The following is a 25,119-nucleotide window of genomic DNA, read 5'->3' as shown; positions in this document are numbered from 1 at the left end:
GTTTAGAATTTTAACTTTAATGATACGCCAACCAAACCTCCGCCAGCATAAAGGGATTCGTATGACGGTTCACATAGCAAACTGATGTCATCACTGATGTCAAAGCCCGAAAGGTGTGCGTCCACTTGAGCATCGACAATATTTAGAATATAAATCAGACCAAATACCACGAAATTCAAATCCCTATTCCTTCTCCAGAAATCAACGTTTCTTGCCAACGCATCTCTATTCATGTTTGGGAAATTTAGATTTGGAGCACCATCATCGAATTTACCAAGTTCCTCCCTGAATAGTTGATATCTCCTGTTATTGAAATCGATGAAATAAAGATTGGTGGCAAAGCCTCCGTAGATGATAGGTAGTTTCCAAACCTTTTCATTGTAAACTTGTCCTGCACCGGGCAAGATTGCGGAAAGGAGGGTTGCTACTTTTGGGTCTTTGGGAAGTTTTTCATTGAGTTCTATTGTGACAGTATCTCCACTGGTCTGAGCAAAAGAAGGTGTTAGGTAAAGTGCCAGTAAAACAAAAACAGCAATGGTTTTTCTAAAAACCATTGCCAAGCATTTTTTTGACATTAGAGGAAGGGTATTATGTGGATTCACTGCTTATATTATCTCCAAAATTTCCAATATTCGATTCAAATCGGATGCAGAACCAAATGGTATTTTTATTTCCCCTTTGTTTTTATCGTTTGCTTTTAGCTGAACTTTGGAGCCAAAATGATTTGCGAGCCTCTGCTGGATTTTTCCTATTTCGTATTTCCTGACAGGATCCAAAGATGGTGCTTTCTTTTTGGAATCTTCATCAGCATCATTCAGTGCTTTGACAAGTGCTTCCACTTTTCTGACACTGAGCTCTTCTACTACAGTTTTTCGGTAGATAGCCAATTGCTTGTCTATATCTTCTACATTGATCAATGCCCTGGCGTGTCCCATGCTGATCACCTGATCTCTTATACCTGCCTGAATATCCGGTGGAAGTTTCAGTAATCTGAGGTAATTATTGACTGTAGTCCTATTTTTCCCAACCCTGTCACCAAGTTCCTCTTGCTTCAGATCACATTCAGCTAGTAGCCTTTGGTAAGATTGTGCAATTTCCAAGGCATTTAGGTTTTCTCTCTGAATGTTTTCGATCAATGCCATTTCCAGCATTTGCTGATCGTTGGCAGTTCTGATGTAGGCAGGAATTCTTTCCAAGCCTGCGAGTTTAGAAGCTTGAAATCTCCTTTCACCTGATATTAACTGATATTCATTATCAGCAAGTTTTCTGACAGTAATTGGCTGAATGATTCCCTGAACAATGATTGACTCCGATAACTCCTGAAGTGCATCTTTGTCAAAATGTGTTCGTGGCTGATAAGGATTGACTTGTATTTCTGTCAATGGAATTTCATTGATACTAGCAGCGACAGGAGTGGGTATCAGTTCTTCTTTTTGTGTTTTCTGTGGTGAATCTTGGAGTAAAGCACCCAGTCCTCTTCCCAAAGCATTCTTCTTTTGTGTAGGTTTTTTATCTGCCATATCGCTCTATTATCAATTTACTTTCTCTTTTCCGTTTTTGGCGGCTATCTCGTGTGCCAAGTTCAGGTAAGCTACTGCCCCTTTGCCATCTGCATCAAACGCAATTACTGGCAAACCAAAGCTTGGAGACTCACTTAGACGGACATTTCTTGGTATTATTGTATTGAAAACCAATTCTTTGAAATGCATTCTGACTTCATCTACTACTTGATTCGAAAGTCGTAACCTCACATCGTACATTGTGAGCAGTATCCCTTCAATTTCCAAATCTGGATTCAACCTAGTCTGAATGATCTTGATGGTATTCAGTAATTTTCCCAAACCTTCCAATGCAAAATACTCACACTGAACTGGAATAATTATGGAATTGGCAGCTGTCAGGGCATTGATAGTGATCAAACCCAATGATGGGGAACAGTCAATGATTATGAAATCATAATTTTCCTTAACTTTGGAAATTACGCTTTTCATTTTTTCTTCCCTGTTTTCCAAATTGATCATTTCGACTTCAGCACCTACCAAATCAATATGAGAGGGAACCAAATCCAAGAATTCCATGTCGGTTTTGTGGATAATGGTCTCTATATCGATCCCATCCACCATGCATTCGTAAATGCTGGTACTTACTTCTTTTGGGTCATGACCAAGGCCAGAGGTAGTATTTGCCTGAGGATCTGCATCAATGACAAGTGTTTTATATTCCAGTACCGCAAGACTCGCGGCTAGATTCATGGCAGTAGTTGTTTTACCTACTCCGCCTTTTTGGTTTGCAATTGCAATTACTTTTCCCATTCTCTAGATTCAAAGGGTAATAGATTCTCCAATATTAAGCAAAATCAATTCTTTTTTGGCTTGAAGCGCTGCTTTTTTTGCAACTTCCAAATCGATTTCAATGTAAGGAAAGGTGTCGTAGTGCATGCCGATGATTTTGTCTGTTCCGACAAAATCCGCCGCTCGAATTGCATCTTCTATTCCCATAGTAAAATTATCACCTATCGGCATGATGGCAAAGTCAATCTTGAATTCTGCTGCAATCAATTTCATGTCATAAGTCAAGGCTGTGTCTCCGGCAAAGTAAAAGCAGCCTTCCGAATGCTCTACTATGAATCCACCTGCCAAGCCTCCACCACTTCCATCAGGGAGTGTACTGCTGTGAACGGCATTGACATATTTGAGTTTCCCAAAATCAAAAATCTTTGAACCACCTTGATTCATTGGGTGGTATTTTTGGATTCCTTTTTTGGAAAACCATGTAGCAATCTCAAAATTCGAAACCAATGTGGCGTCGGAGTTTTTTGTGATTTCTTCTGCATCTGCAACATGATCTTCATGGCCATGACTGATCAATACATAATCAGCCCTGATATCTGAAACATTTACACTGGCAGCTTTTGAATTTGGACGGATAAATGGGTCAAACAATAGTTTTTTATCATTAATTTTTACCAAAAAGGAAGAATGCCCATAGTAAGTTAGCTCAATCATCTTGTTTGATTTAATTATTTCGGAGATACACAAATATATCATTTATATCCTTACCCAAAATTATTTGTTTTCCACATCATATTGTGGATAGTGCTAAGATTTTGATAATTAAGAGTGTAACAGTTGTTTTCTTTGTACTTAAAACCAAAAAAAGGGAGTCTCAATTCAAGACTCCCTTTTGATTTTGATGTTTATTGCATCATATTTTAGATTATTTCTTCTTTTTGTTTGACTCAGCAGCCTTCATTGCGTCTTCTAGTTTCTGCTGAAACTTAGATTTCTTTTTGTTGGCATTTTTTACTTTGCTAGCATCTACTTTTTCTCTAATTTTCTTGTCATCTACAAACAACTTGATCAATGCCTGCTGACCAAATGTCACCATGTTGGATACAAAATAATAGAAACTCAAAGCAGCAGGATATGAGTTCAAGATGAACATAAAACCTATTGGCATGATGTAACCCAAGTTTTTCATCGGGCCTTGTGCGGCAGTCAACTGATTGTTGAAATGTGTGTATGCAATCTGTGATACAGTCATCAACAAGGTGAACAAACTCACGTGGGATCCATAAAATGGAATCGTAAATGGCAATTTGATAAAGGAATCGTAAGTGGACAAGTCATGTGCCCAAAGGAATGATTCCTGTCTCATCTCTATTGAGTTAGGGAAAAAGAAGAACATTGCAAATAAGAAAGGCATTTGCAATAGCATCGGAAGACATCCTGAAATCGGGCTTACACCCAATTGACCAAAAAGCTTCATTTGCTCTTGTTGTTGCTTGGTAGGATCGTCTTTGTATTTCTCTTTCAATTCATCAATCTCGGGTTTGATCACCCTCATCTTGGCCATTCCTACATATGACTTGTATGTCAATGGGAACAATGCCAGTTTGATGATAAATACGATGATGATAATGATGATACCATAATTGCTAAAGAATTTTTCCAGAAAATGGAACAAATTCACAATGATGTATTTATTGACCCAGCTTACAAAGAAGTACCCCATGTCCACGTTGTTTTCAAAACCTGGAGTGATTTTCTTCAATACTTTGTAATTGTTTGGTCCAAAATAATAACTCAATTCTGCTTTCCCATTTTCCAAGGGAAGGGCAAGTGTTGACTTCATGTTTTTTACAGAAAGGGTGTCTTGTGGAGTGACCTGCTCAAGACTTCCTGAATTGAATTGATTTCCGGCAATAATCCCCGATGTAAAAAACCTTTGACTGTAAGAAACCCATTTCAATGGTTCAGACACTTGCTCTGAAGTCTCGTCTTTGGATTGGCTTAGGTAATCATACTTTTCAGATGATTTATAGAAATTTATGTTGGTTTTTCTCCTAGATTCTTCGATGTCTTCTTCCTGACGGAGCAATTTAGCATCCCAAATGATATTGATGTTGCTATCCACCAGTTGGGAAGTCAAGCCGTCAAGTGCCAATTTTTTTGTCAATACATAAGATTCATTTGGAAGACTGTAGCTTCTGGTGATCTTACCGCTGCTAGTCTGAGCTGTAAACTCTATTGTGGGTACAGACTCGCCATCCACTTGGGAAGTACTGGTATTTGCTGTGAAATAGAATTCATTCAAACTCAGGCTTCCTTTTGTTGTGTTGATTTGATAAGAGAGATCTGAACTCTCATTATCCATCAAGATCAAAGGTCTTTGATCCCAAGTTTTATACTCTTTTAACTCGACTTGTTTGATTTCAGCACCTTTTGTAGAAAAGGTTACGATCATTTTATCGTTTTCTAAAGTCACTTCAGACTCGTTGCCTTTTACCAAAGAAGCGAAAACGCCATATTGGATCTGTGCTTTGAGGTCTTGAAGGCTGTCGACTTCTTCCACTTCTTGTGTAATGTTTTCAGTGGGATTTCCCTGAACTGATGAGATTACTTCACCTGTAGGTTCTTGAAGTTGGGGCTCGGGAGGACTGGTGAAGAAAATCGAATACACCAGAATTACTGCTGCGAAAAGGATCAGTCCTGTCGCTTGGTTTCTATCCATAATTTTAAATTAAACTGTCTATTCAAAAGCAAAGGTAACACAAAGGATAAATTGGAAAGACAATTCCAAAACATTCCTTTGGGTTATCATGCAATTTTCGACAAATATAGGAGGATTTATTTTGTCTTTTTATTTTCTATTGTTGCTTTAATAAATCTTACGAATAATGGGTGAGGGGTAAGTACTGTACTTTTGTACTCTGGATGGAACTGAGCGCCCACAAACCATGGGTGATTTTTTATTTCCATGATTTCTACCAATTCTGTATCAGGGTTGATTCCAGATGCAAACATTCCGCTTTCTTCGAATTTGTTCAGGTAAGCGTTGTTGAACTCATATCGATGTCTATGACGCTCGTTGATTTTGGCTTTTCCGTAAGCTTGGTATGCTTTACTTCCTTTTTTCAATTCACATGGGAAAGATCCTAATCTCATGGTTCCTCCCAATAGTTCGATGTTTTTCTGATCTTCCATCAAGCCAATTACGGGATCAGGAGATTCAGGATCCATTTCCGTGCTGTTGGCTTTTTCCAGTCCTAAGACATTTCTTGCAAATTCGATTACTGCTACCTGCATGCCCAAACAAATCCCAAAGAATGGAATGTTGTTTTCACGCACAAACCTTACAGCTTCGATTTTTCCTTCCAATCCCCTCTCTCCAAATCCTGGGGCAACTACTACACCGTCCAACCCTTCAAGTTTTTTTGGAATCGAATCAGCATGGAGTTCTTCTGATGAAATCAATGTGAGATTTACTTTACATTCCGAAGCAGCTCCAGCATGGATAAAGGCTTCTATGATGGATTTGTAGGCATCTGGAAGAGATACATATTTTCCAACCAAACCAATATTGACTTCTTGCGTTGGGTTTTTTAACCTTCCCAAGAAATCCTTCCATTGCTCAAGGTCTGTGTTGGTTTTGGAAGTCAGCTTTAATTTGCTCATCACCCTCTCGTCCAACTTCTCTTTTTTCATCAACAAAGGCACATCATAAATCGTAGAGGCATCCATTGCTTCAATGACACAATTGAGTTGAACATTGCAGAATAGCGCCAGTTTTTTCTTTACTTCCTGAGGAAGGTGATACTCTGTTCTACACACTAAAATGTCAGGTTGAATCCCTGCTTCCAGCAATTGCTTTACAGAATGTTGGGTAGGTTTGGTTTTAAGTTCTTTTGCTGCTGCCAAGAATGGAATCAGAGTCAAATGAATAACCAAAAAATTGTTTTGGCCAAGATCCCATTTAGCTTGTCTTACTGCTTCAATGAATGGCAATGATTCAATATCACCGACACAACCGCCGATTTCGGTGATAACGACATCAAATTGTCCATCTTCACCTAGTTTGAAAAAATTCCTCTTGATTTCGTCTGTGATGTGAGGGATTACTTGAACAGTTTTTCCAAGAAACTCACCTTTACGTTCTTTGGTAATTACATTGTTGTAAATTCTTCCCGTAGTGACATTATTCGCTTGAGAAGTTGGTGTATCTAGGAATCTTTCGTAGTGTCCCAAATCCAAATCCGTCTCAGCTCCATCTTCAGTAACATAGCATTCACCATGTTCGTAAGGGTTGAGAGTTCCTGGATCAATGTTGAGGTATGGATCGAATTTTTGAATAGTTACAGAGAAGCCCCTAGCTTGTAATAATTTAGCCAAAGAAGCTGCAATGATGCCTTTTCCCAATGAAGAGGTGACGCCTCCTGTAATAAAGATGTATTTGGTGGATGAACCCATAAGAATAGTGCGGATATAATTTATTGTGATTCCTATGGGGTACAAAGAATCATAAGCCTTTAAATGGTTTAAACAGGCTTTTTAAACGTTGTACCCCTTGTTTTTTTAGCTGTTTTTTGATTGTTTATTACAGTTAATTATTACACATTTTTGGAACTGAAGATTTAATTCTTACCTTGCAGGTGTAATAAACACATAAGTAAACTGTAATAATATGAATAACCATTACTTTCTTGATGGGCACAAAGATAATAATAATCTCAAAGCCATTGCATTTATCACATACGTAAAAGGTAAATTGATTAAAAAAAGAATCGGTGAAAAAGTTGATGAAAGCCTATTTAACCAAGCTAGTCAAGTTATTTTAAAAAAACATCCTGAATCTGATAGAATAAACAAAAAGCTTAAATTGATAGAGGATGAATATTATAAGCTTTTAAAAATCAATCCAGAACCAACTTCAGATGATATTGGTGAATTAATCAAATCCATTAAGGAAAATAAGAAAATTCAATACATAAAAGTTGAATCTGATTCTTTGGTTTATTGGGTTTATAAATACAGGGATGAAAAGTGTAAAAGTGAATCAGCTATTGAAGCTTATGAATATACAGGTAAATCAATTGAGGATTATGAAGCCTATAATAAGTATAAAGTTACTGTAGATTACATTGAACACAATGCAGATAATTTTAGAAATAATTTTGTTGATTTTCTTAAAACTGAATTAACTATTAATGGTAAGGTTAAAAAAATCAATAGAGCTGGTACAGTTGTAAATAAGATTGAAAAAATAAATGCTGTAATCAACTGGTATAACACAGTAAATAAAACAAACATCAATAGGTTAAAGGTTAACCTTAATAAAGATAATAAAGCAGATGATAGGGAAATATCACATTTAGATATAAATGAGTTGAATATTCTTTACACTTATTACATCAATGACAAACTAACGGAAAAACCAACGTATTTAAATGCTTTGGGTAAATTTCTATTGAGAAGCTTTACAGGTTTAAGAATATCCGAATTGGCTAATTTGCATTCAAAATCATTTGAAGGTGATAAACTTACATTCTATTCCACCAAGACAAAAAAGAAAGTTGAAATACCATTGTTTGAGCAAGCAAAAGTGATTGCAAGTAAGCTTAATTATGAATTTTACAGTTTTAAGGATAAAAAGGATAAAACTGCCAAAACATCATTTGAATCTACAGTTGTAAGATATTACATTAATAAATTTATAAATGATAGGGATATCACAGAATACAACTATGATACTAATCAATTAAGTGTATTTAAGCTTTCGGAAAAGATTTCAAGCCATTCAGCGAGAAAAACATTTGGTACACTGATTTATAACCATACCAATAATATTTACATTGCTAGTAAATTTCTTCACCATTCAAGCATTGAAGATACTGTAAGGTATTTAGGTTTGAACATTGACAATCTTTTAGATTATGTAGTTGATTTAAAAATAGGTGGTGAATCAGTTATTAAGAATATTGAAACAGATAATTCAATCAAAGATTTCACCCTTTATAATCTTGATGATACCGATATAGTTTTATCATATTCTAATCTGATAATTGAATTAACTGGAATGTATAATGAATTTAATACAAAGGGTAAAGAAGAAATCAAAGTGCTGGAATTGGATAATAAGTATAAAATAGAAGGAAGTATATACAATCTTGATTCTAACAGGTTTTTGTTTAAAAATGAAGTAACATTATCAGATGATAAAAAAGTGGTTAGAATGATTAAAAAAGGTATATACAGAATCAAACAAAAAGGGGTTAATTAAACCCCTTTATTATTTTGAATTTTTAATCTTAATTTGTGACCAATGAAAAGAAGAAACTGATATTTTTTTATGTAAAATAATACCTTGGCTTGCTTTTATTATTTTTTATCTCCTTAATTGTTGTGAGACATTTAAGAAAAAACAAAAGCAATGGAAAAAATTGTTGATTTAATTAATGAATTAGAAATTCAAACAAATAGAATTTCAAAAAGTAGAAAAGAGTTTTGTGAAAAAACTGAAGAAATATTCAAACAGTTAAAAGCAATTGGGTATGAATTTGAAAGGACTTTCACGGATGAAATAAAAACATTTAGATATAGTAATAATGGAGATGTTATATTTGAAATTAAAGAAGGGTTAAATAATAAGAAGTGGTATTTTAAAATATTATTTTTAGATGAGAAAAATGTAAGATTAAAATTTAAAAATCCTTATTCTAATGAAATATCAAAAGTCATTAATCTTTCTGACTTACATTTTGACTTAGATAATGAATACTGGTTTAATTTATTTTTAAATAATTATATTAAAATGAAAGAAGGTATTGAAAATGAAAAACAAAATAGAAAACTATTTTATATTTTGTTTCTTGATTACACTAGTGTGTTTTTATGTAAATTAAAGTGTAATGGGGTTAATTAAACCCTATTAATTTTTAATATCCTTCTGGTAGTTCAATCTTGTATGCAGTACCTAAATCAGAAATATCACAATAAGCAAATTCAACTGTTGGTTCTACACAATGTATTAATAACCCATAATTTTCAGAATCAAATAGAGTTGCTGGAAATTTTGGGTCAAAATTGTTTGTAATATATATGCTTAAAAATTCATTAAGTAGGCTTTCTTCTCTGGGGTAAATAGTAATTTCTTTAATTTTATTACCTTGATAATCCTGACCAATTAAATGCAGGTTTTTTTCTCTATATGCTATTGCTTCAAAATATTTCATATTTTATTAGTTTTTAGGAATTCGTAATTTTAGCGAAAAAAATCAAATTCTTATTAAAGTTTTAACTAATTTTTCATTCGTTTTTTTATCTTAGTAAAAAAAACTTATGGACACACTTACCCCACTATTTGAAAAATTAAGACAGAACGAAAAAAGGATATCAGAAAATCACTTAAAATTTCTAAATAGAATAAATGATTTAATGATTAAATATAATGCTGTTATCCGCTTGTTAGAAAAATCAACTAAAGATACAATTATTATAGCAGGAGGAAAAGAAAGAAATGATTTAAAAATAACAATCAAAGAAAAATATGGAGAGTTTAAATGGGTTTTTAGACTTAGATTTTCATCCAATGGAAATTTAATACATGAACTTTCAACACCATATTTAGATGATAAAGATTATAAAAGAGAGTTACAAATTGATGAGCTAGATAATGAGATAAATGATTTGAAATTGATTAAAAGTTTTATTGATAATTATGTAAATAGTAAAACCGAAAATAATTTTAATAGTTATACTTTCCTTGGTTGAAAATTAAAAACCCCTAAACTATTCTAGGGGTTTTATTTTTAAAACAAACTTACTATCTCATTACTTGTTTCAATTTCTTCAAGCTTACAATACCGCTGTAATTTTTTTGATATATCATCATATTCCCCACTTGTAACATAATTGTATTTTAAGGCATACATTAATTTCAAACCATAATTAAAGATGTTGCTATCTTGATTTAAACCCAACATTTCAATCATTGCTTCATTTTTAGATTTAAAAGCCATTTCAATTTTTTGTTCTGTAGTTCTCATATTATATATAGTTTAGAGTTATTTTAAAGGGGTAATTAACCCCTTAACTTGTACATTAATGTTTCTTCTGTATCAATTAACTTTTCAGCTTTACCAGCTTTAATTAGCTTTAATTAGCTTACAAACTTCATTTCTAGCTTCTGATGTTTTTACATTCTTGCCATACATATATGAATGGTTAATTAGTCTGTTGATGATTATAGTGTTGTTAGTGTTCATATTATATATAATTTGTTTCATTTATTAATATATATGTAAATATATGTCTTAAGTATTATATATACTGTATATAGATAAATAATATTTAAATTATTTTCTATAAATATCAAACTTTTTAAAAAATAAAGTATTTATATATAAACAATATATGAACACTAACAAATCAAATATTAATCTAATTAATACATTAAGAAAGAAACAAATAAGTTTGAATAAAGAAGCTGAAATTAAACTAAAAATAATGATTGCATTAAAGAGTATTATGAATGATGATAATGATAGTATATAACTATAATTATTGTCTTTATGAGTAAATTATTAAATGTAAATAGACAATATCAATGACACAATTAAAGCCTACAGGAATAAATAATGAAAGGTGTATTGATGTTTTTTCTGTTTTTTTCGGGTAAAAAAGTCTATGGGTAGGGGGTATTGAAGATTTTTTTGATTTTTCCATAAAACCCTTCCACCTAGAGCCGAACAAACCAAGTCAAAAATTTAACCTTAAAACCCCATAACTAAACTATATAAATGAAACCAAATGAGATAAAAAAAATAGATGGTACTTACAGAGCTGACAGAGACAAAAACAAAGATGTAAAATTTGATTCTGTTCAAGCATTTAAACCACCTACTTTTTTAAAAGGTGAAAAGAAAAAGATTTTCCTAAATCTCATTGAAGAACTTGGTTTGCAGGGTTACAATTTACTCACATCGCTTGATGCACCTGCATTGGTTATGCTTAGTGATGTATATGGGGAATATATAAAGGTTACTAGGTTGATTGATAAAGAAGGTGAAATTATACAAGATTTCAATAACCGTAATAAATTAGTCTCCAAACAGCACCCATTATTAGGTTATAAGCGACAACTTTTTTCACAGGTATTTGATGTACTTAAACAATTTGGTATGACACCATCAAGCCGTAATAAAGTAGAATTCAAACCCAATAATAATGATGATAATGATGAGTTCAATTTTTAGAAAGTAAAAAAAAATGAATATGATTAATATTAATATAAAAAGAGGTGATAGTATAAGTTTTACATTAACCTTTGTAGATGTTAACGAGGATATAATTAATTTAAATAATTATGATAATATCTATGCGGATATCTCATCGTCACCAACTCATCCAACACAAACAATAAAATTAACATTGGGTAATAGATTGGAAATTAATAATGATAATATATTGGTGATAAAATTAACAAGTAAAGATACTTTTAAACTTGATAAAAATAGATATTATAGTGATGTTAAAGTTAAGAAAAATGATGATGAATTTACTATTGCATCAATTACATATAATGTAAATTCAACATCAACAAACTTAAATTAATTTTTTTAAATATATTTTTTAATGGAAAATTATAATGTTATAGTAAATAGAGATGAAATAAATATAACAGTCAGAAATGAAATAATTGATACTTTATCCATCATCCAACGGATTAAAAATGTTGAGGATAATTTAGCGGACGGTATAGATGGTAAAGATGGTACTAATGGTATAGATGGTCAAGATGGATTAGATGGTACTAATGGTATGGATGGTCTTAGTGCGTATCAGATAGCTATTAGTAATGGATTTGAAGGAAATGAATCTGATTGGTTGGAAAGTTTAAAAGGTAAAGATGGAATAGATGGATTAGATGGTATCAATGGTACTAATGGTACTGATGGTCAAGATGGAATAGATGGTAATGATGGTAATGATGGATTATCAGCTTATCAGATAGCTATTAATAATGGATATGAAGGAAATGAACAACAATGGTTAGAAAGTTTAAAAGGTATTGATGGTCAAGATGGAATGGATGGTAATGATGGTTTATCAGCTGAAATAAAAGGATTTAGGGCATTGGGTGGTGGATATATATCTTATACATTAAATATGTCTTTAATAAATATCAGTGATTCTTCACCGCTTCAGTCAGGTAATTTATATTTAATACCTTTTTATATTAAAAGACAAAGTGATATTACTGGTTTTGTACTCCACCAAAATGGAGGTAATTCAACATACACAAGTAACGGTGACAATGGTATCTCTATTTACAGATTAGATGATAATGGTAATTATGAATTAGTTATTAGTAATATTAGTACAAATAGTTTTAAAAATATTGGATTCGGTTCGGGTATAATTAATTTTTCTCCCTCAATTATACTTGATGAAGGTATTTATTTCGCTGGTATTATATTCAATGCATCTGTAATTACTACACCACCAACTATTGCTGGTAATGGATACAGCGAATTATTTTCATATACAAATAATAATATTAATAATTATCATATGACTGGCGTATATAATACAAATACATTACCAACAAATATTAATAGGGATTTAGTTAGTAAGAATGAGTTTATTTACGCAGTTGTAGTGGTAGGTAATCCATTATAATTATAATAATTTTTAGATAATAAATGACATATAGAATTTTTTTACACTGTACCGCTGGTTACGGTAACATACAAGCAATAAAAAACTACTGGAAAAATGTATTAGGATGGAAATCAAATGGCTATCATATCATCATTGATTTAGATGGTGGTGAAAATCAGATTACTGAATTTGGAAAAATAGTAAATGGTGTACGTGGCTACAATACTAACAGTATTCATATATCATACATTGGTGGTGTATCAAGAACTAATTATAAGATAGCTGAAGACACAAGAACAGAAGCACAGAAAGCAGGTATTTTAAATGCGATTTTTCAGGCTATACAATGGATTGAATTAAATCATGCAACTGCTAAGATTGAAATTTTAGGTCATAGAGATATAAGTAAAGATGTTAATGGTAATGGTATAATTGATACTTGGGAAAGAATAAAAGAGTGTCCAAGTTTTGATGCAATACCTGAATATAAATGGATTATTTTAAATCAAAATAACTCATGAGTTACACAATTGATTTTTCTAAAATAGATACATCTAAATATTTTTATGATGAAGTAGAAGCAAATAGGGCAATCAGATTTATTGAAAAATATGTAAAAATAGTAGATGGTAAAAAAGCAGGTCAACCACTTATATTATTGCCTTGGCAAAAGGAACTGGTAAGTAATCTATTTGGATGGAAAAAAATAACTGATGGGTATAGAAAGTTTCAGCAAGTTTTTTTATTCATACCTAGAAAGAACGGAAAAACCGTATTTGCTTCAGCTGTATCATTGTATGTTTTATTGTTGGATAATGAAGAATTTGGACAATGTTATTTTGCTGCTGCTGATAAGGAACAGGCACGGTTAAGCTTTGATATTGTAAAAGCTATAATTGATAAACAACCTAAATTTGATAAGGTATTAAAGATTTATCTGAATTCAATCAAGTATCAAAAAACCAATTCCTTTTTTAAAGTAATATCAAGCGAAGCTAAAACAAAGCACGGATTTAATACACATTTTGCACTTATAGACGAACTTCATGCACATCCCAATGATGAGCTTTACCAAGTACTTACAACTTCAATTGGGGCGAGAATTCAACCAATAATTTTTACAATTACTACTGCTGGTACAAATAGAAATCATATATGTTATGAACTCTATACATATTCAAAAAAGATTATTGAAGGGGTTATTGAAGATGATACTTTTTTACCTTTCATTTTTGAGGGAAATCCAGAATTACCCATTGATGACATTGATAATTTAAAACTTGCTAATCCATCATTAGGCTATGGGGTTACATTGGATTATTTGTTGAATGCATGCAACAAAGCCAAAAACATACCAACTCAATATTCAGCATTTAGGCAATTACATTTGAATATTTGGGAAGATAATATTCATAGTTTCATAAAAACTAAAAACTGGAATGATTGTAAAGTTGAATATACTAATAATGATTTATTGGGTGACGAATGTTATTTATCATATGACTTATCAAGCAATAAAGATTTAACAAGTATCAATTTACTTTTTCCACCTACTGAAAAAAGAAATAAATTTAGAACATTGTCATTTAACTTTTTACCAATGGATTCAGCGGTTGAAAAACAAAATATTTCAGCTGGCAGGGTATTTTTAAATTGGGCAGAAGATGAAAGTAATAACCTGTTTTTGACAATGGGTAAAACAACTGATTTTGATTTTGTACTAGAGAAAATTGATGAAATCAATAATTTATACAATATCAAAAAAGTAACATATGATAGATTTTTGAGTAATTATATGAGTCAAGAAGTGAGTAAAATAATTGATGCACCAATGAAAGAATTCAATCAAAATATTAAAACTTTTTCCCCTGCTACCAAAGAATTTGAAACAATGGTTTTAAATAAAACAATAGAACACAATGATAATAAAGTATTGAGCTGGTGTATAAGCAACTTGAAAATATTTCAAGACAATCACGAAAATATCAAACCTGTTAAAGGTAAATCATCTGATAAAATAGATGCTGTTGTAGCATTGATAATGAACATAGGGCAATACATTGAAGATTTGACAAATGAAGAAGAATCAAATGAATATAATGGTGATGGTTTTTTTATGTTATAAATAATAATTAAATAAAGAATGAAATAATGATTTTTGGGTATTCAAGTTTTGATGAATATATAGAAGCTGTATTTAAGCACGTTAACAGCGAGATAGTAATAAAGTATTTAATACCATTGATACTTTTGATTAATCTAGTTTTTAATTATTTGTTTGTAAGTGCAGGTGGAATTTATTTTTTAATGATTTTATATTGCATTGATTTTTTAACAGGTGTTGCGAAATCAATTAAGTATAGTCTGGAAATAGTAAAATTAAAAAAGGATGGTTTACCAATACCAAAAGAAATAGAAGATAAAAAACTAGTTTCTAAAAAGTTTCCAAGATTTTTATTAACTCTTTTTGCTGCATTGATATTGTTATCTATACTGAAATTTGCAGGTATTTACAGTATAGTGTTTATGCCATTGTACAGTATTTTTTATGCTGTGTTTTTAGGACAACAAATAATAAGTATATCAGAAAATTTTTTCGAGTTGAAGTTAATCCCAATTGATGTAGTTTCTAAGCTTAAAACCAAAATTAACGAACTTAAAAAATGATATATGCCACAATCATTTTTTTTATAAATAAATAACCAAAGGGGTTAATTGTTTTTTCAACTAATGTAATGATGGTAATCTAATTTTTTAAGAATAATAACTAATACTTTAACCCCTTTTTTTATATCTATATATGAATATTTTTGAATCATTTAAAACTGCTTTTTCAACTTACCAAGATTTCTTTTCACCAAGTGTACATACTATTGATGTTAATAACAATGTTGTAGTAAGTGATAAAACAGTTGCATCTATTACAGCATATTCAAGCGGTGTAAATGCAATCAGTAATTCAATTGGGCAAATTCCATTCAAACTTTTTAAGGATAAAGAAATTCAAAAATCTGATGATTTATATTTCATTGTTAAAGAGAAGCCAAACAAAAATTTGAATGCTTTTGATTTTTTCAGAATGATGATAAATCAAATGTTGTATAAAGGTACTTCAATTGCAATTATTCACAGAAATGAAAATACTGGTAATGTTGAATCTTTGGAATTAATACACTATTCAGCTGTATCAGAAGCTAAATTATATGAAGGTGAATTATACTATATAATTAATAATATACCCTATCACAGTGATGATTGCATTGTTTTTAAAAATACTGGTGTTGGTGCTTTTGGTATCAATCCGATAAAAGTATATGCAACAACTTTGGGAATATCTTTATCAAGTACCAATTATACTAAATCAGTATTTGACAATGACGGAGCTAATTTAAAGGGTGTTATTACTTCTGAATTTGAGTTAAAAAATGAACAAAAGAAAGAGTTTAGAGAATCTATTACCAAAAACTTTACTGGTTCAAATTCTAAATCAATACTAGTACTTGATAAAGGATTTGATTTTAAACCAATAAGTTTTACCCCTGAAGAAGTAAAGCTAATTGAAACTAGAAACATTCAAACAGCTGAAATTGCAAGGATTCTAAATGTACCAATTTTTATAGTTGCTTCTGAAAGTGCAGGTTCATACAATAGTATTGAAGCTATGCAATTGGATTTTTATAAAAGAACCTTAGCGCCCATTATAACAATGATTGAAAGCGAGTTAAAACACAAGCTATTAACAAAGAACCAAATAAATGATGGGTATTATTTCAAAGGTAATATTGAATCATTGTTAAGAGGTGATTCAAAAAGTAGAGCAGAATATTATAAACAACTGTTTTATATGGGTGCGATATCACCAGAAGAAATAAGAGAACTGGAAGATATGAATGATGTTGTAAATGGTGAAACATATATACAAGCTAATTTAATTCCTAAATCTATTATAGGTAGATACTATGATAGTAAAGCAAGAAATGAATATAGCAAGGCGGAATTAAATGAGGATGAGTTAGAGAATGGTGAATAATATGAAAAAGGAAATAAGAAATACAGAAGGTATTGAATTTAGAATATCAGAAGTTGAAGAAAGTAAATACATTGAAGGGTATGGTTTGCGCTTCAATTCAGAATCAAAAGATTTAGGTGGATTTAAAGAGATAATAGAACCTACTGCAATTAATGAAAATACCCAAATGGATGATGTTGTTGCGCTTTTAAACCACAACCATAATTATGTATTGGCAAGAAAAAGCAATGATACAGACACCTTACAATTGGAAATTGATAGTGAAGGATTGAAATATAAATTTGAAGTTGATAATGAAATAAGTTATGTAAAAGATTTATATAGAAACATTCAAAAGAAAAATATTAATAAATCTTCTTTTGCATTCTATTTACCTAGTGATGGGAGTGGGGAACGTTGGGAAAAAATAGGTAATCAATACTATAGATATATAACACAATTTGCTAAAATATCTGATGTTTCAGTTGTTACTAATCCTGCTTATGATAATACATCTTCAATGGTTAGAAGTTTTGAAGAAATAAAAAAAGATTTGGATAAAACAGAAATTGAAGTAAAAGAATATAATATTGATTCTGATATATATAATTACAAATACAAATTTTTGAAACTGCTAAAATAAATTGCCACAACATATTATATATAAAATAAATAATATGTAATTAATTAAAATTAGAAAATTTTTTAAAATAAATAATATATGAAAAGTACTGAATTAAAGCAATTAAGAAACTCAAAACTAAATGAGATGGGTAAATTAATTGATGCTAAAGATAATGAAAAAAGAGGTTTTAATGAAGATGAAAAAGTTTCATTTGATGCTTTGGAAAAGGAAATTGAAAAATTAGATGTTGATATTCTTCAAGCGGAAAAAGAAGAAAATATTAAAATTAGAATGGCTGGTAAGGTTGATACACCAACATTCAAGAAAGAAGAAAAAAGAACTTATTCTTTGGTTGAACATATCAATCAAGTTAGAAGTGGAAAACCATTAGATTCTTTTTATTCTGATGTACAGAATGAAGGTGAAAAAGAATTAAGAGCAAAAGGTGTATATCAATCAAATGAATATTCTGTAGCTATTCCTGCTTCATATGTAAGAGATTTAAGTGTTACTGGTGCTTCAGGTGCAAAAGGTGGTGAATTGGTTCAAACTGATAAATCAGGATTTCTTTATGAATTAATGGAAGGTTCTTTAATTCAAAGATTGGGTTTAACTGTAATCAATGGTTTGGAAAATAATATTGATATGCCAAAGCAAAAAACATCTGTAGATGCTGTTTGGGCTGATGAAAATGATAATGTTGCAAATATTGATTTTGAAGTTGGTTCTGTACCACTTCGACCAAAAAGATTAGCTGCACCATATGCAATTTCTAATAAATTGTTAATGCAATCTTCAATTGCTGAATCAGTTGTAAGAGAGACATTACAAAGAAAAATTAGAAAAGCTTTAGATACTAAATTTGTTGAATTGTTACTTTCTGCTAGTGGTACTATACCTGTAGTAATGGGTGTTAATGGTGGTGCTTTGACTTATGAAAAAGTATTAGAAATGATTCAAAAAGTAGGTGAAGCAAGTGAAGATATTGATTTGGCTAAATTCCTTATCAATTACAAAACTTGGGGTGCATTGAAACAAACTAAAATTGATGCTGGTAGTGGTAAAATGGTACTATCTGATAAATTAGCTGACTTTGATTATGTAGCTTCTAATTATGTTCCATCTAATCTTGTTAAAGGTGATGGTACTGGTTTAAGTGCATTAGCTTTTGGTGATTTCTCCAAAGTTGTTTTGGGTAATTTTTCTGCAATGGAGTTGATTGTTGACCCTTATACATTGGCTTCACAAGCTAAGACAAAAATTGTGTCTAATACATTCCACGATTTTGCTTTCACTTATCCTGAAGCAATTTCAATTATTAAGGATGCAGAATAATATATAATGAAGTAAATATATAATGAAGGGGTTGATTTATTCAATCCCTTTTTTTATTGCCACATAACCAACTTAAAAAAATAAATAAAGTACAAGCATTATTTAAGCTATATGAAAGAATTACAATTATTAATTATTGTATTAGAAAAAGGTATTGGAAATAAGATATATAACGATTTAGAAATCTACACTATACAGGATGCAGTTCAAAAGTTACAGGAAATTGTAACAACTAAAGAAGATATTGAAGATGAAAATAAAGATAATTAAAGCTGGTAAATATTCAGGATATTTCAATGATTCAATAATTGAAGTATCAAATGAAAATGAATTGGAGAAAATTAAAATTAATAATCAAATAGAGTTAATTGATGAGATTGAATTACCAAATATTAAACAGCCTAAACAATCAACTGGTAACACTGGACGAGGTAAAAAAGCATCTAAGGATAAGCCATAGTAGAGATGATATGTATATTTCAAACTTGATTGAAGTTGCTTCTGTACAGGTTGAAAATATTGTAAATAAAACATTGATAGCTTCAAGGGTTAGAGAGGTTTTTGAATTGAATAATGAATTGATTTTTAAGCTTAAACTTAATGATTATGAAGGTGTTGAAATTTTTTCTGTAAAGCTTTTGGCTGAAGATGAAAGTGAATTATCAATTGATTTTGAATATGAATTTGATAAGGGTTTTATAAATCTTTTTGGTGATGATTTTCAAGATGCTTATAGTGTTGAGATTATATATGATACCAAAGAATCTGATTACTTGGTAATTCCCGAATCATTTAAACAAGCTTGTTTAATTATCATTGGTGATTTATTCAGTAATAGGCAAGATATAGTAATTGGTAGAAGTACCACAAACATTAAAGTAGTTGAATATCTTCTACAGCCATATAAGAATAAAATTTTAATGTAAAATGTATATAGGTAACTTCAATAGATATATTTCTTTTTATGAAAATGTAACTACAAAGAACAGTTACAATGAACCTGTTTCAACATTTACAAAAGTGTATGAATGTGATGCAGAAAAGTATGATAAAGTAAATACTGAAAGGTTTGAAGCGAATCAAAATATTGTTTCTGAAATAACATTTTTTACTATTCATTTTCCAGATTTTGAAATTGATAATACATACTTGATACTTGATGAGGATTCAAATAAAGTATATGAAATCAAGGGTATTAAAGAGATTGGATATGAGGAAGGGTTACAACTAATTACACAACATAAATCAAGATTTAAGCTTTATGAATGATTTTGAAATTGATTTAAGGGGTGAAAGTGATTTAATCAAAAAGTTAAAAAAACTTGATAATAAAGTTTCCATCAATGCCATAAAGAAAGCATTAAGGAAAGCAGGACACAAAATTAAATCAGGTGTTAAACAAACTGCACCAGTTGAAACAGGAAATTTAAAAAAGTCAATCAAAGTATTTAATGATAACTCTTATGGTTCAAAAAACGGTGCATTGATAAGGGTGGGAGCTGATAGGAAACTAGCACCCCACGCTCATTTAGTTGAATTTGGTAGTGATGAAAGAACCCTAAACAAACCATCCATTGTAAACATTGGGGGTAAATTTTTGAAACTAACCAATACTGGAAAGATGCCAACAAATGATTTTTTCAATAGAGGGTATGAGAATACTAAAGATGAAGCTGTTAAAGTTTTTTCAAATGAGATTAAAAATATAATCAATAGTATATGAATTTAATTGAATACATAGTTTTAAGGGTTAATAATGATAGTGGGTTACAATCAATTATCAATAATAATTTTTTGCCCTTGGTAAACCAAAATCAATACGACAATCTACCCTTAGTAACATATATAGTTAGTGATGAAACCCCAATATCTAATAAATTGGAAAAAGCTGAAGTAGATGAATATATAATTGAATTTGATGTTTTTTCAGATAGGTTTTTTCAATTAGAAAATATATGTAATCTTTTAAGGGATTTATTTGAAGCACATAAAGCAATAATTGATAATAAAGAATTTAGTATTGATTTTTTGAATTTCAAAACAAGTTATAAAAGTGATGCAAAAGTTTATAATAAAACAGTTAGGATTATAGCACATTTTTAAGAATAATAAATAAATAATGTATATAATAATTAAAGAATTTTTTAAAATAATAATAATATGAGTCAATCGATTGGAAATTTTATTTCCTTATATATGCAAGTTTCAGGTACTACTTATCAAGCTTATGGTGCTGAAGTTTCTAGTAGCTTTTCCATCTCCAAAGATGCAATAGAGATAACCACTAAAGACAGCGTGGACGAATTAGATAACTTCTGCAAAGAGTTTGATGGTAGAGGTGAGTATTCTTATACTTTTTCTGTTGAAGGTATTCAAACAGCATCAAGTAATGTTTCTGATAAGATAGAAATGTTAATGAATGGCACTAAAGTTAAATACAGGTTTGGTTACAATGCAACTACACAAACAGTATATGAAGGTGATGGTTATATTATGTCTGTTGACATTGATAGTCCTAAGAATGATGCAGTTACATACAGTGCTGAAATTCAAGGTACAGGCGGTTTAAAAATTGTGACTGTTGCCTAATAATTTTTAAAGGGTACATAGATTAATATGTACCCATATTTTTAAACTAATAAACTATATGAACAAAAAAATTAAATTACTTAGTAAATCTTTTGAATTTAGAAAATCTGCATACGCTTATAAGAATTTTGAAGATAGGAATAACAGAGCTTATAACCCTTCATTATCAAGTGATATATTAGAATACATATACAGTTGTATTGTCGCTGGTTACTTCTATATTAAACAAGATTGTCCAATCGATATTGTTGATTTTTATATCTCAATTGATGAGATGGAAAATGAAAACCCTTCAATGTTATTTGACCAAAACAAAGAAGTTTTCAAAGAACTTTTAGGTATTGAATTGAATAAAATTGAGGAACAAAAAGAAGAAACTTCAACATCAAAAAAAAAGCTGAAATAGTTTATATATATAAATTGTTTGGTTATGTAGTAGGTGTAATTGGTTTGGGTGTAAATGATTTTTGGAATTTAGATGATAAAGAATTATTAGCAATTATTGAAGAATATGAAACTAATAATGAACAAAGATTAAAGTTTGATTTAGAGCAAAATAGATTATCAAGTTTTTATTCAGTTGCAGTACATAACGGTAAAATTAAAAACCCTAAAAAGCTATATAAATTTGAATGGGAAAAATCAGATTTCAAACTTACACCAGAATTATTTGATAAGTATGTTTCAATAATTGGTATTCCAAAAGGTATTGAAGTTATAGTATAAAGGGGTTAGTATATGGTTATATATTAACCCCTTATTTTTTAATTAATAATAAGAGTAAAATTTTTTGATATATATGGCAGGTAAAACAATAGCCTATCTAAATGTCCTTTTAGGTGCAAATTCAAGTCAATTAAATAAAGCATTATCAACTGCTGAAAAAGACGTAAAAAGATTTGGGCAAAATCTTTCAAATGTAGGTAAGGATTTAAGCATGAAAATTACTGCACCATTAGCTTTAATTGGTGGTGCTTCTGTTAATACAGCTTCAATTTTTAGTGATTCAATGCTTAAGGTTAAAGCACTTAGCGGTGCAACTGGAGCAGAATTTTTAAAGCTTGAAAACAAGGCAAAGGAATTAGGAGCAACCACAAGATTTAGTGGTGGTGAAGTAGCAGATGCAATGGGTTATATGGCTTTGGCAGGTTATAACACCAATCAAATACTACAATCAACATCTTCTGTACTTGCTTTGGCTAGTGCATCCAGTACAGATTTAGCAACTACATCCGATATACTTACAGATACAATGTCTGCATATTCAATTGAAGCAAATAAGGCTTCTAGCGTAGCAGATGTTTTTGCGACTACACAAGCCAAAGCCAATACCAATGTTTTACAACTTGGTGAAGCTTTTAAATATGTCGCACCTAATTTTGCTAGTGCAGGACAATCTATAGAAGATACAGCTTCTTTATTATCTGTATTGGCAAACAACGGTTTTAAAGGTAGTATGGCTGGTACTGCAATGAATGCAATGTTGAAGGACTTAACAAAGAATAGTGTTGATGGGGCAATTGCAATAGGTAATCAAAGTGTTAAAATCTATGATGCCAATGGTGCTATGAGGTCAGCTGTAGATATAATGCAAGATATTGAAGGTGCTACCAGAGGAATGACCCAACAAAGTAAAGATTTTGCACTTTCTAAATTGTTTGAAGAACGTTCAATTAAAGCTGTTAATATAATGCTTAATGCTGGTACTTCTGAATTAAGAAGATACCAAGGTTTGATGGGTGAAGCTACTGGAAGCGCAGAAAGAATGAGTGAAGAAATGGAAAGCGGTTTGGGTGGTTCTTTAAGAAGAATGAAAAGTAATCTTGAAGCTATTCAGATTGTAATAGGTGATAATCTAGCACCAACAATTGATTCATTGGCTAATGGTGTACAAAGTATTACCAATTGGTTTACTGGATTGGATGCATCTACACAAAAAAATATTGTAACATTTGGATTGTTTGCTGGTGCTATTCCACCAATATTATTTGGATTGGGTAAGATGATTACAATGGGAGTTGCTACAATAGCAAAATTAAAAGTACTATCTGTAGGTATGGTTGGTGCTACTGGTGCTACTACAGCTTTTGGGGTTGCGCTTAGTGCAGTAATTGCACCTGTTACAGCCGTTATTGCTGTATTGGGTGCTTTATATATGGCTGGTGAATACCTCAATAAAAACTATGGTAAAAACAAAGAATACGCAGATAGATTGAATGAATCTACCACCAAACTAAACAAGATTAAACAGGATTCAGAGACAATTACAAAAGACTTATCTGAAGCTTCTAAAGGTGCATCAAAGATGACAGAAGCAGAAAGAAAGGAGCTTGTAAAGTTATATAACCAAAGGATTGCCAATGTAAAATTGGATTTGGAAATCTTGAAAATGGAGCATAAAAAACAAGCTCAAATGGCAAGTGAAATAACCTATTGGGAAGCACTTATCGAAGGTGTAAAAGCTTTTGGGAACACTACCCAAACAGTAATGAATATAGGTTTGAAAAGTGCAACTAAATATAAAGATGCTTTGGAATTGCCAAACCCAATAATTGAAGAAACTGAAAGTAACCTTAATAATCTAGTGTCAGAGCTTCAAAATATAATAGCCAATGAGGGTAAAATATTTACACCAACTACAACCAATGCAGAAGCGTTAGAAGCCCAATTAAAGAAGACAAAAGATATAGTAACAAGTTTGAATAATGAGTTGAAAAAGATTGGAATTTCTTCTGATGTACTTGGTAAAAGTTATGACAATATTACTGCAAGGGTTAACGCTTTAAGTAATGCAATGATTGAGTTAAGAATGAATGGTGTTTCAAAACTAAGTGATGAGTATATCAATGTTGAGAAACAATATAAGAAGGCTTTCAACTCTAATGCGTTGATTGAGTTTTCAAAAAAATTACAGGAACTTACTTTAAAAGACCATATAGTAAGAATTGATTTTGGGGGTAAAATGCAAAACTTTAATCTTGATGGTATTGATGGTGATGAGTTTGCAAAAAGAATTCAAATCAGTGGTGATAAAGCATTTAATGCATCAATGAAAGTTGCCCAAAAGTTGAATGAACCTTATAAACTTATGAAGGAACAACAAGCACAATTTTTATCGGAATATCAAAACCAATGGACAATGCAAATGGCAAATTTCATTTCAAGTTCAGTTGCCCAATTAGGTGAAGGATTTGGTAATTTACTGGTAAATGGTAAAAGTGCATTGGAAGGAATGGGTGCAAAAATATTAGGTTCATTTGGTAAATTCTTAGTCCAAATGGGTTCAATGGCAATAGCTTATGGTGTTATGCAGAAAGCAATAATAAGCGGTTTCAATCCTGTTACCACAATAGCGGCTGGTGCTGCATTAGTTGCAATTGGTGGAGCAATGACAGCTTTGGCAGGTAAAGCACAATCAAGCATTAATAGCGGTGGTGGTTCTGTAGGTAGCGGTGGAAGTTATTCAAGTGATTTTTTCAATAAAAGAAATATTGGTGCTGATTCAAATGAAGTTGAATTTAAAATCAAGGGTGATGCACTGGTTGGTGTATTAAATAACAATTCACGCTTCAGAAGTAGATTTTAAAAATAATTATATAGTTTATTATTTGTTTAAAAGG

30 protein-coding genes are annotated in these 25,119 nt (G+C 30.9%); 22 read left to right on the top strand and 8 right to left on the bottom strand.

Annotated elements, in window-relative coordinates; translation table 11 throughout:
- Nucleotides 1-2: 2 nt before the first annotated feature.
- The 6 genes from MM236_RS01240 to pyrG all read right to left on the bottom strand — a co-directional run bounded on the left by MM236_RS01240 (nt 3) and on the right by pyrG (nt 6,749).
- The gene (locus MM236_RS01240) at nt 3-554 is read right to left on the bottom strand and encodes a DUF5683 domain-containing protein (RefSeq protein WP_241273107.1); all 552 of its coding nucleotides are present in this window, start codon (nt 552-554) and stop codon (nt 3-5) included.
- 51 nt (nt 555-605) lie between these two features.
- Nucleotides 606-1,520, bottom strand: a complete 915-nt coding sequence (locus tag MM236_RS01235) for a ParB/RepB/Spo0J family partition protein (RefSeq protein ID WP_241273106.1) — start codon at nt 1,518-1,520, stop codon at nt 606-608.
- Nucleotides 1,521-1,532: 12 nt separating this feature from the next.
- Nucleotides 1,533-2,312 (bottom strand): ParA family protein, encoded by a 780-nt coding sequence (locus tag MM236_RS01230; protein ID WP_241273105.1) that lies wholly within the window; start codon nt 2,310-2,312, stop codon nt 1,533-1,535.
- Nucleotides 2,313-2,321: 9 nt separating this feature from the next.
- Nucleotides 2,322-3,005, bottom strand: a complete 684-nt coding sequence (locus tag MM236_RS01225) for a metal-dependent hydrolase (RefSeq protein WP_241273104.1) — start codon at nt 3,003-3,005, stop codon at nt 2,322-2,324.
- Between the two features lie 211 nt (nt 3,006-3,216).
- The gene (gene yidC, locus MM236_RS01220) at nt 3,217-5,013 is read right to left on the bottom strand and encodes a membrane protein insertase YidC (protein WP_241273103.1); all 1,797 of its coding nucleotides are present in this window, start codon (nt 5,011-5,013) and stop codon (nt 3,217-3,219) included.
- A gap of 116 nt (nt 5,014-5,129) precedes the next feature.
- The gene (gene pyrG, locus MM236_RS01215) at nt 5,130-6,749 is read right to left on the bottom strand and encodes a CTP synthase (protein WP_241273102.1); all 1,620 of its coding nucleotides are present in this window, start codon (nt 6,747-6,749) and stop codon (nt 5,130-5,132) included.
- 214 nt (nt 6,750-6,963) lie between these two features.
- On the opposite strand from pyrG, the gene MM236_RS01210 reads away from it, so the two are divergent.
- Both MM236_RS01210 and MM236_RS01205 read left to right on the top strand, forming a co-directional pair.
- Nucleotides 6,964-8,559 (top strand): tyrosine-type recombinase/integrase, encoded by a 1,596-nt coding sequence (locus MM236_RS01210; RefSeq protein ID WP_241273101.1) that lies wholly within the window; start codon nt 6,964-6,966, stop codon nt 8,557-8,559.
- A 150-nt stretch (nt 8,560-8,709) separates the two neighbouring features.
- Entirely contained in the window at nt 8,710-9,201 is a 492-nt protein-coding gene (locus MM236_RS01205; RefSeq protein ID WP_241273100.1) for a hypothetical protein, read from the top strand.
- Nucleotides 9,202-9,214: 13 nt separating this feature from the next.
- Here MM236_RS01205 and MM236_RS01200 read toward each other — a convergent pair whose 3' ends face one another.
- Complete coding sequence (locus MM236_RS01200) at nt 9,215-9,511, bottom strand: hypothetical protein (protein ID WP_241273099.1); 297 nt, start codon at nt 9,509-9,511, stop codon at nt 9,215-9,217.
- Between the two features lie 106 nt (nt 9,512-9,617).
- Here MM236_RS01200 and MM236_RS01195 point away from each other — a divergent pair, with 106 nt between their 5' ends.
- Entirely contained in the window at nt 9,618-10,049 is a 432-nt protein-coding gene (locus tag MM236_RS01195; protein ID WP_241273098.1) for a hypothetical protein, read from the top strand.
- A 38-nt stretch (nt 10,050-10,087) separates the two neighbouring features.
- Here MM236_RS01195 and MM236_RS01190 read toward each other — a convergent pair whose 3' ends face one another.
- The gene (locus MM236_RS01190; RefSeq protein ID WP_241273097.1) at nt 10,088-10,324 is read right to left on the bottom strand and encodes a hypothetical protein; all 237 of its coding nucleotides are present in this window, start codon (nt 10,322-10,324) and stop codon (nt 10,088-10,090) included.
- Nucleotides 10,325-11,077: 753 nt separating this feature from the next.
- On the opposite strand from MM236_RS01190, the gene MM236_RS01185 reads away from it, so the two are divergent.
- From MM236_RS01185 to MM236_RS01095, 19 genes are all read left to right on the top strand, one after another.
- Nucleotides 11,078-11,533, top strand: a complete 456-nt coding sequence (locus MM236_RS01185; protein ID WP_241273096.1) for a phage terminase small subunit P27 family — start codon at nt 11,078-11,080, stop codon at nt 11,531-11,533.
- A 19-nt stretch (nt 11,534-11,552) separates the two neighbouring features.
- Nucleotides 11,553-11,891, top strand: a complete 339-nt coding sequence (locus MM236_RS01180) for a hypothetical protein (protein ID WP_241273095.1) — start codon at nt 11,553-11,555, stop codon at nt 11,889-11,891.
- A gap of 21 nt (nt 11,892-11,912) precedes the next feature.
- Entirely contained in the window at nt 11,913-12,959 is a 1,047-nt protein-coding gene (locus MM236_RS01175) for a hypothetical protein (RefSeq protein ID WP_241273094.1), read from the top strand.
- 23 nt (nt 12,960-12,982) lie between these two features.
- Nucleotides 12,983-13,462, top strand: coding sequence for a peptidoglycan recognition protein family protein (locus tag MM236_RS01170; protein WP_241273093.1), 480 nt, complete (start codon nt 12,983-12,985; stop codon nt 13,460-13,462).
- Nucleotides 13,459-15,066, top strand: a complete 1,608-nt coding sequence (locus MM236_RS01165) for a terminase large subunit (protein WP_241273092.1) — start codon at nt 13,459-13,461, stop codon at nt 15,064-15,066. Before MM236_RS01170 ends, MM236_RS01165 begins: the two co-directional genes overlap by 4 nt.
- 26 nt (nt 15,067-15,092) lie before the next feature.
- Complete coding sequence (locus MM236_RS01160; RefSeq protein WP_241273091.1) at nt 15,093-15,608, top strand: phage holin family protein; 516 nt, start codon at nt 15,093-15,095, stop codon at nt 15,606-15,608.
- A 133-nt stretch (nt 15,609-15,741) separates the two neighbouring features.
- A complete protein-coding gene (locus MM236_RS01155; RefSeq protein WP_241273090.1) occupies nt 15,742-16,971 on the top strand; it encodes a phage portal protein in 1,230 nt (409 codons plus the stop codon).
- Nucleotide 16,972: 1 nt separating this feature from the next.
- Nucleotides 16,973-17,593, top strand: a complete 621-nt coding sequence (locus MM236_RS01150; RefSeq protein WP_241273089.1) for an HK97 family phage prohead protease — start codon at nt 16,973-16,975, stop codon at nt 17,591-17,593.
- A 78-nt stretch (nt 17,594-17,671) separates the two neighbouring features.
- On the top strand, nt 17,672-18,910 hold the full coding sequence (locus MM236_RS01145; protein ID WP_241273088.1) for a phage major capsid protein: 1,239 nt from the start codon (nt 17,672-17,674) through the stop codon (nt 18,908-18,910).
- A 111-nt stretch (nt 18,911-19,021) separates the two neighbouring features.
- A complete protein-coding gene (locus tag MM236_RS01140; protein ID WP_241273087.1) occupies nt 19,022-19,180 on the top strand; it encodes a hypothetical protein in 159 nt (52 codons plus the stop codon).
- A complete protein-coding gene (locus tag MM236_RS01135) occupies nt 19,161-19,370 on the top strand; it encodes a hypothetical protein (protein WP_241273086.1) in 210 nt (69 codons plus the stop codon). Before MM236_RS01140 ends, MM236_RS01135 begins: the two co-directional genes overlap by 20 nt.
- A complete protein-coding gene (locus tag MM236_RS01130) occupies nt 19,282-19,836 on the top strand; it encodes a head-tail connector protein (protein WP_369415178.1) in 555 nt (184 codons plus the stop codon). The genes MM236_RS01135 and MM236_RS01130 overlap by 89 nt, the downstream gene beginning before the upstream one ends.
- Before the next feature lies 1 nt (nt 19,837).
- A complete protein-coding gene (locus MM236_RS01125; protein ID WP_241273084.1) occupies nt 19,838-20,179 on the top strand; it encodes a phage head completion protein in 342 nt (113 codons plus the stop codon).
- Complete coding sequence (locus MM236_RS01120) at nt 20,172-20,633, top strand: HK97-gp10 family putative phage morphogenesis protein (RefSeq protein WP_241273083.1); 462 nt, start codon at nt 20,172-20,174, stop codon at nt 20,631-20,633. Before MM236_RS01125 ends, MM236_RS01120 begins: the two co-directional genes overlap by 8 nt.
- Complete coding sequence (locus MM236_RS01115) at nt 20,630-21,013, top strand: hypothetical protein (RefSeq protein ID WP_241273082.1); 384 nt, start codon at nt 20,630-20,632, stop codon at nt 21,011-21,013. The genes MM236_RS01120 and MM236_RS01115 overlap by 4 nt, the downstream gene beginning before the upstream one ends.
- 57 nt (nt 21,014-21,070) lie before the next feature.
- Nucleotides 21,071-21,499, top strand: a complete 429-nt coding sequence (locus tag MM236_RS01110) for a phage tail tube protein (RefSeq protein ID WP_241273081.1) — start codon at nt 21,071-21,073, stop codon at nt 21,497-21,499.
- 58 nt (nt 21,500-21,557) lie between these two features.
- Nucleotides 21,558-21,905 (top strand): hypothetical protein, encoded by a 348-nt coding sequence (locus MM236_RS01105; RefSeq protein ID WP_241273080.1) that lies wholly within the window; start codon nt 21,558-21,560, stop codon nt 21,903-21,905.
- A 14-nt stretch (nt 21,906-21,919) separates the two neighbouring features.
- Complete coding sequence (locus tag MM236_RS01100; RefSeq protein ID WP_241273079.1) at nt 21,920-22,225, top strand: hypothetical protein; 306 nt, start codon at nt 21,920-21,922, stop codon at nt 22,223-22,225.
- Between the two features lie 73 nt (nt 22,226-22,298).
- Nucleotides 22,299-25,085 (top strand): phage tail tape measure protein, encoded by a 2,787-nt coding sequence (locus MM236_RS01095; RefSeq protein ID WP_241273078.1) that lies wholly within the window; start codon nt 22,299-22,301, stop codon nt 25,083-25,085.
- Nucleotides 25,086-25,119 lie beyond the last annotated feature (34 nt).

This window comes from Belliella calami (genome assembly GCF_022549695.1).
In the GTDB taxonomy this organism is placed as follows: Bacteria; Bacteroidota; Bacteroidia; order Cytophagales; family Cyclobacteriaceae; genus Belliella; species Belliella calami.
Note: the sequence above shows the minus strand (reverse complement) of the source record. Positions and strands in the feature narration are given on the sequence as shown.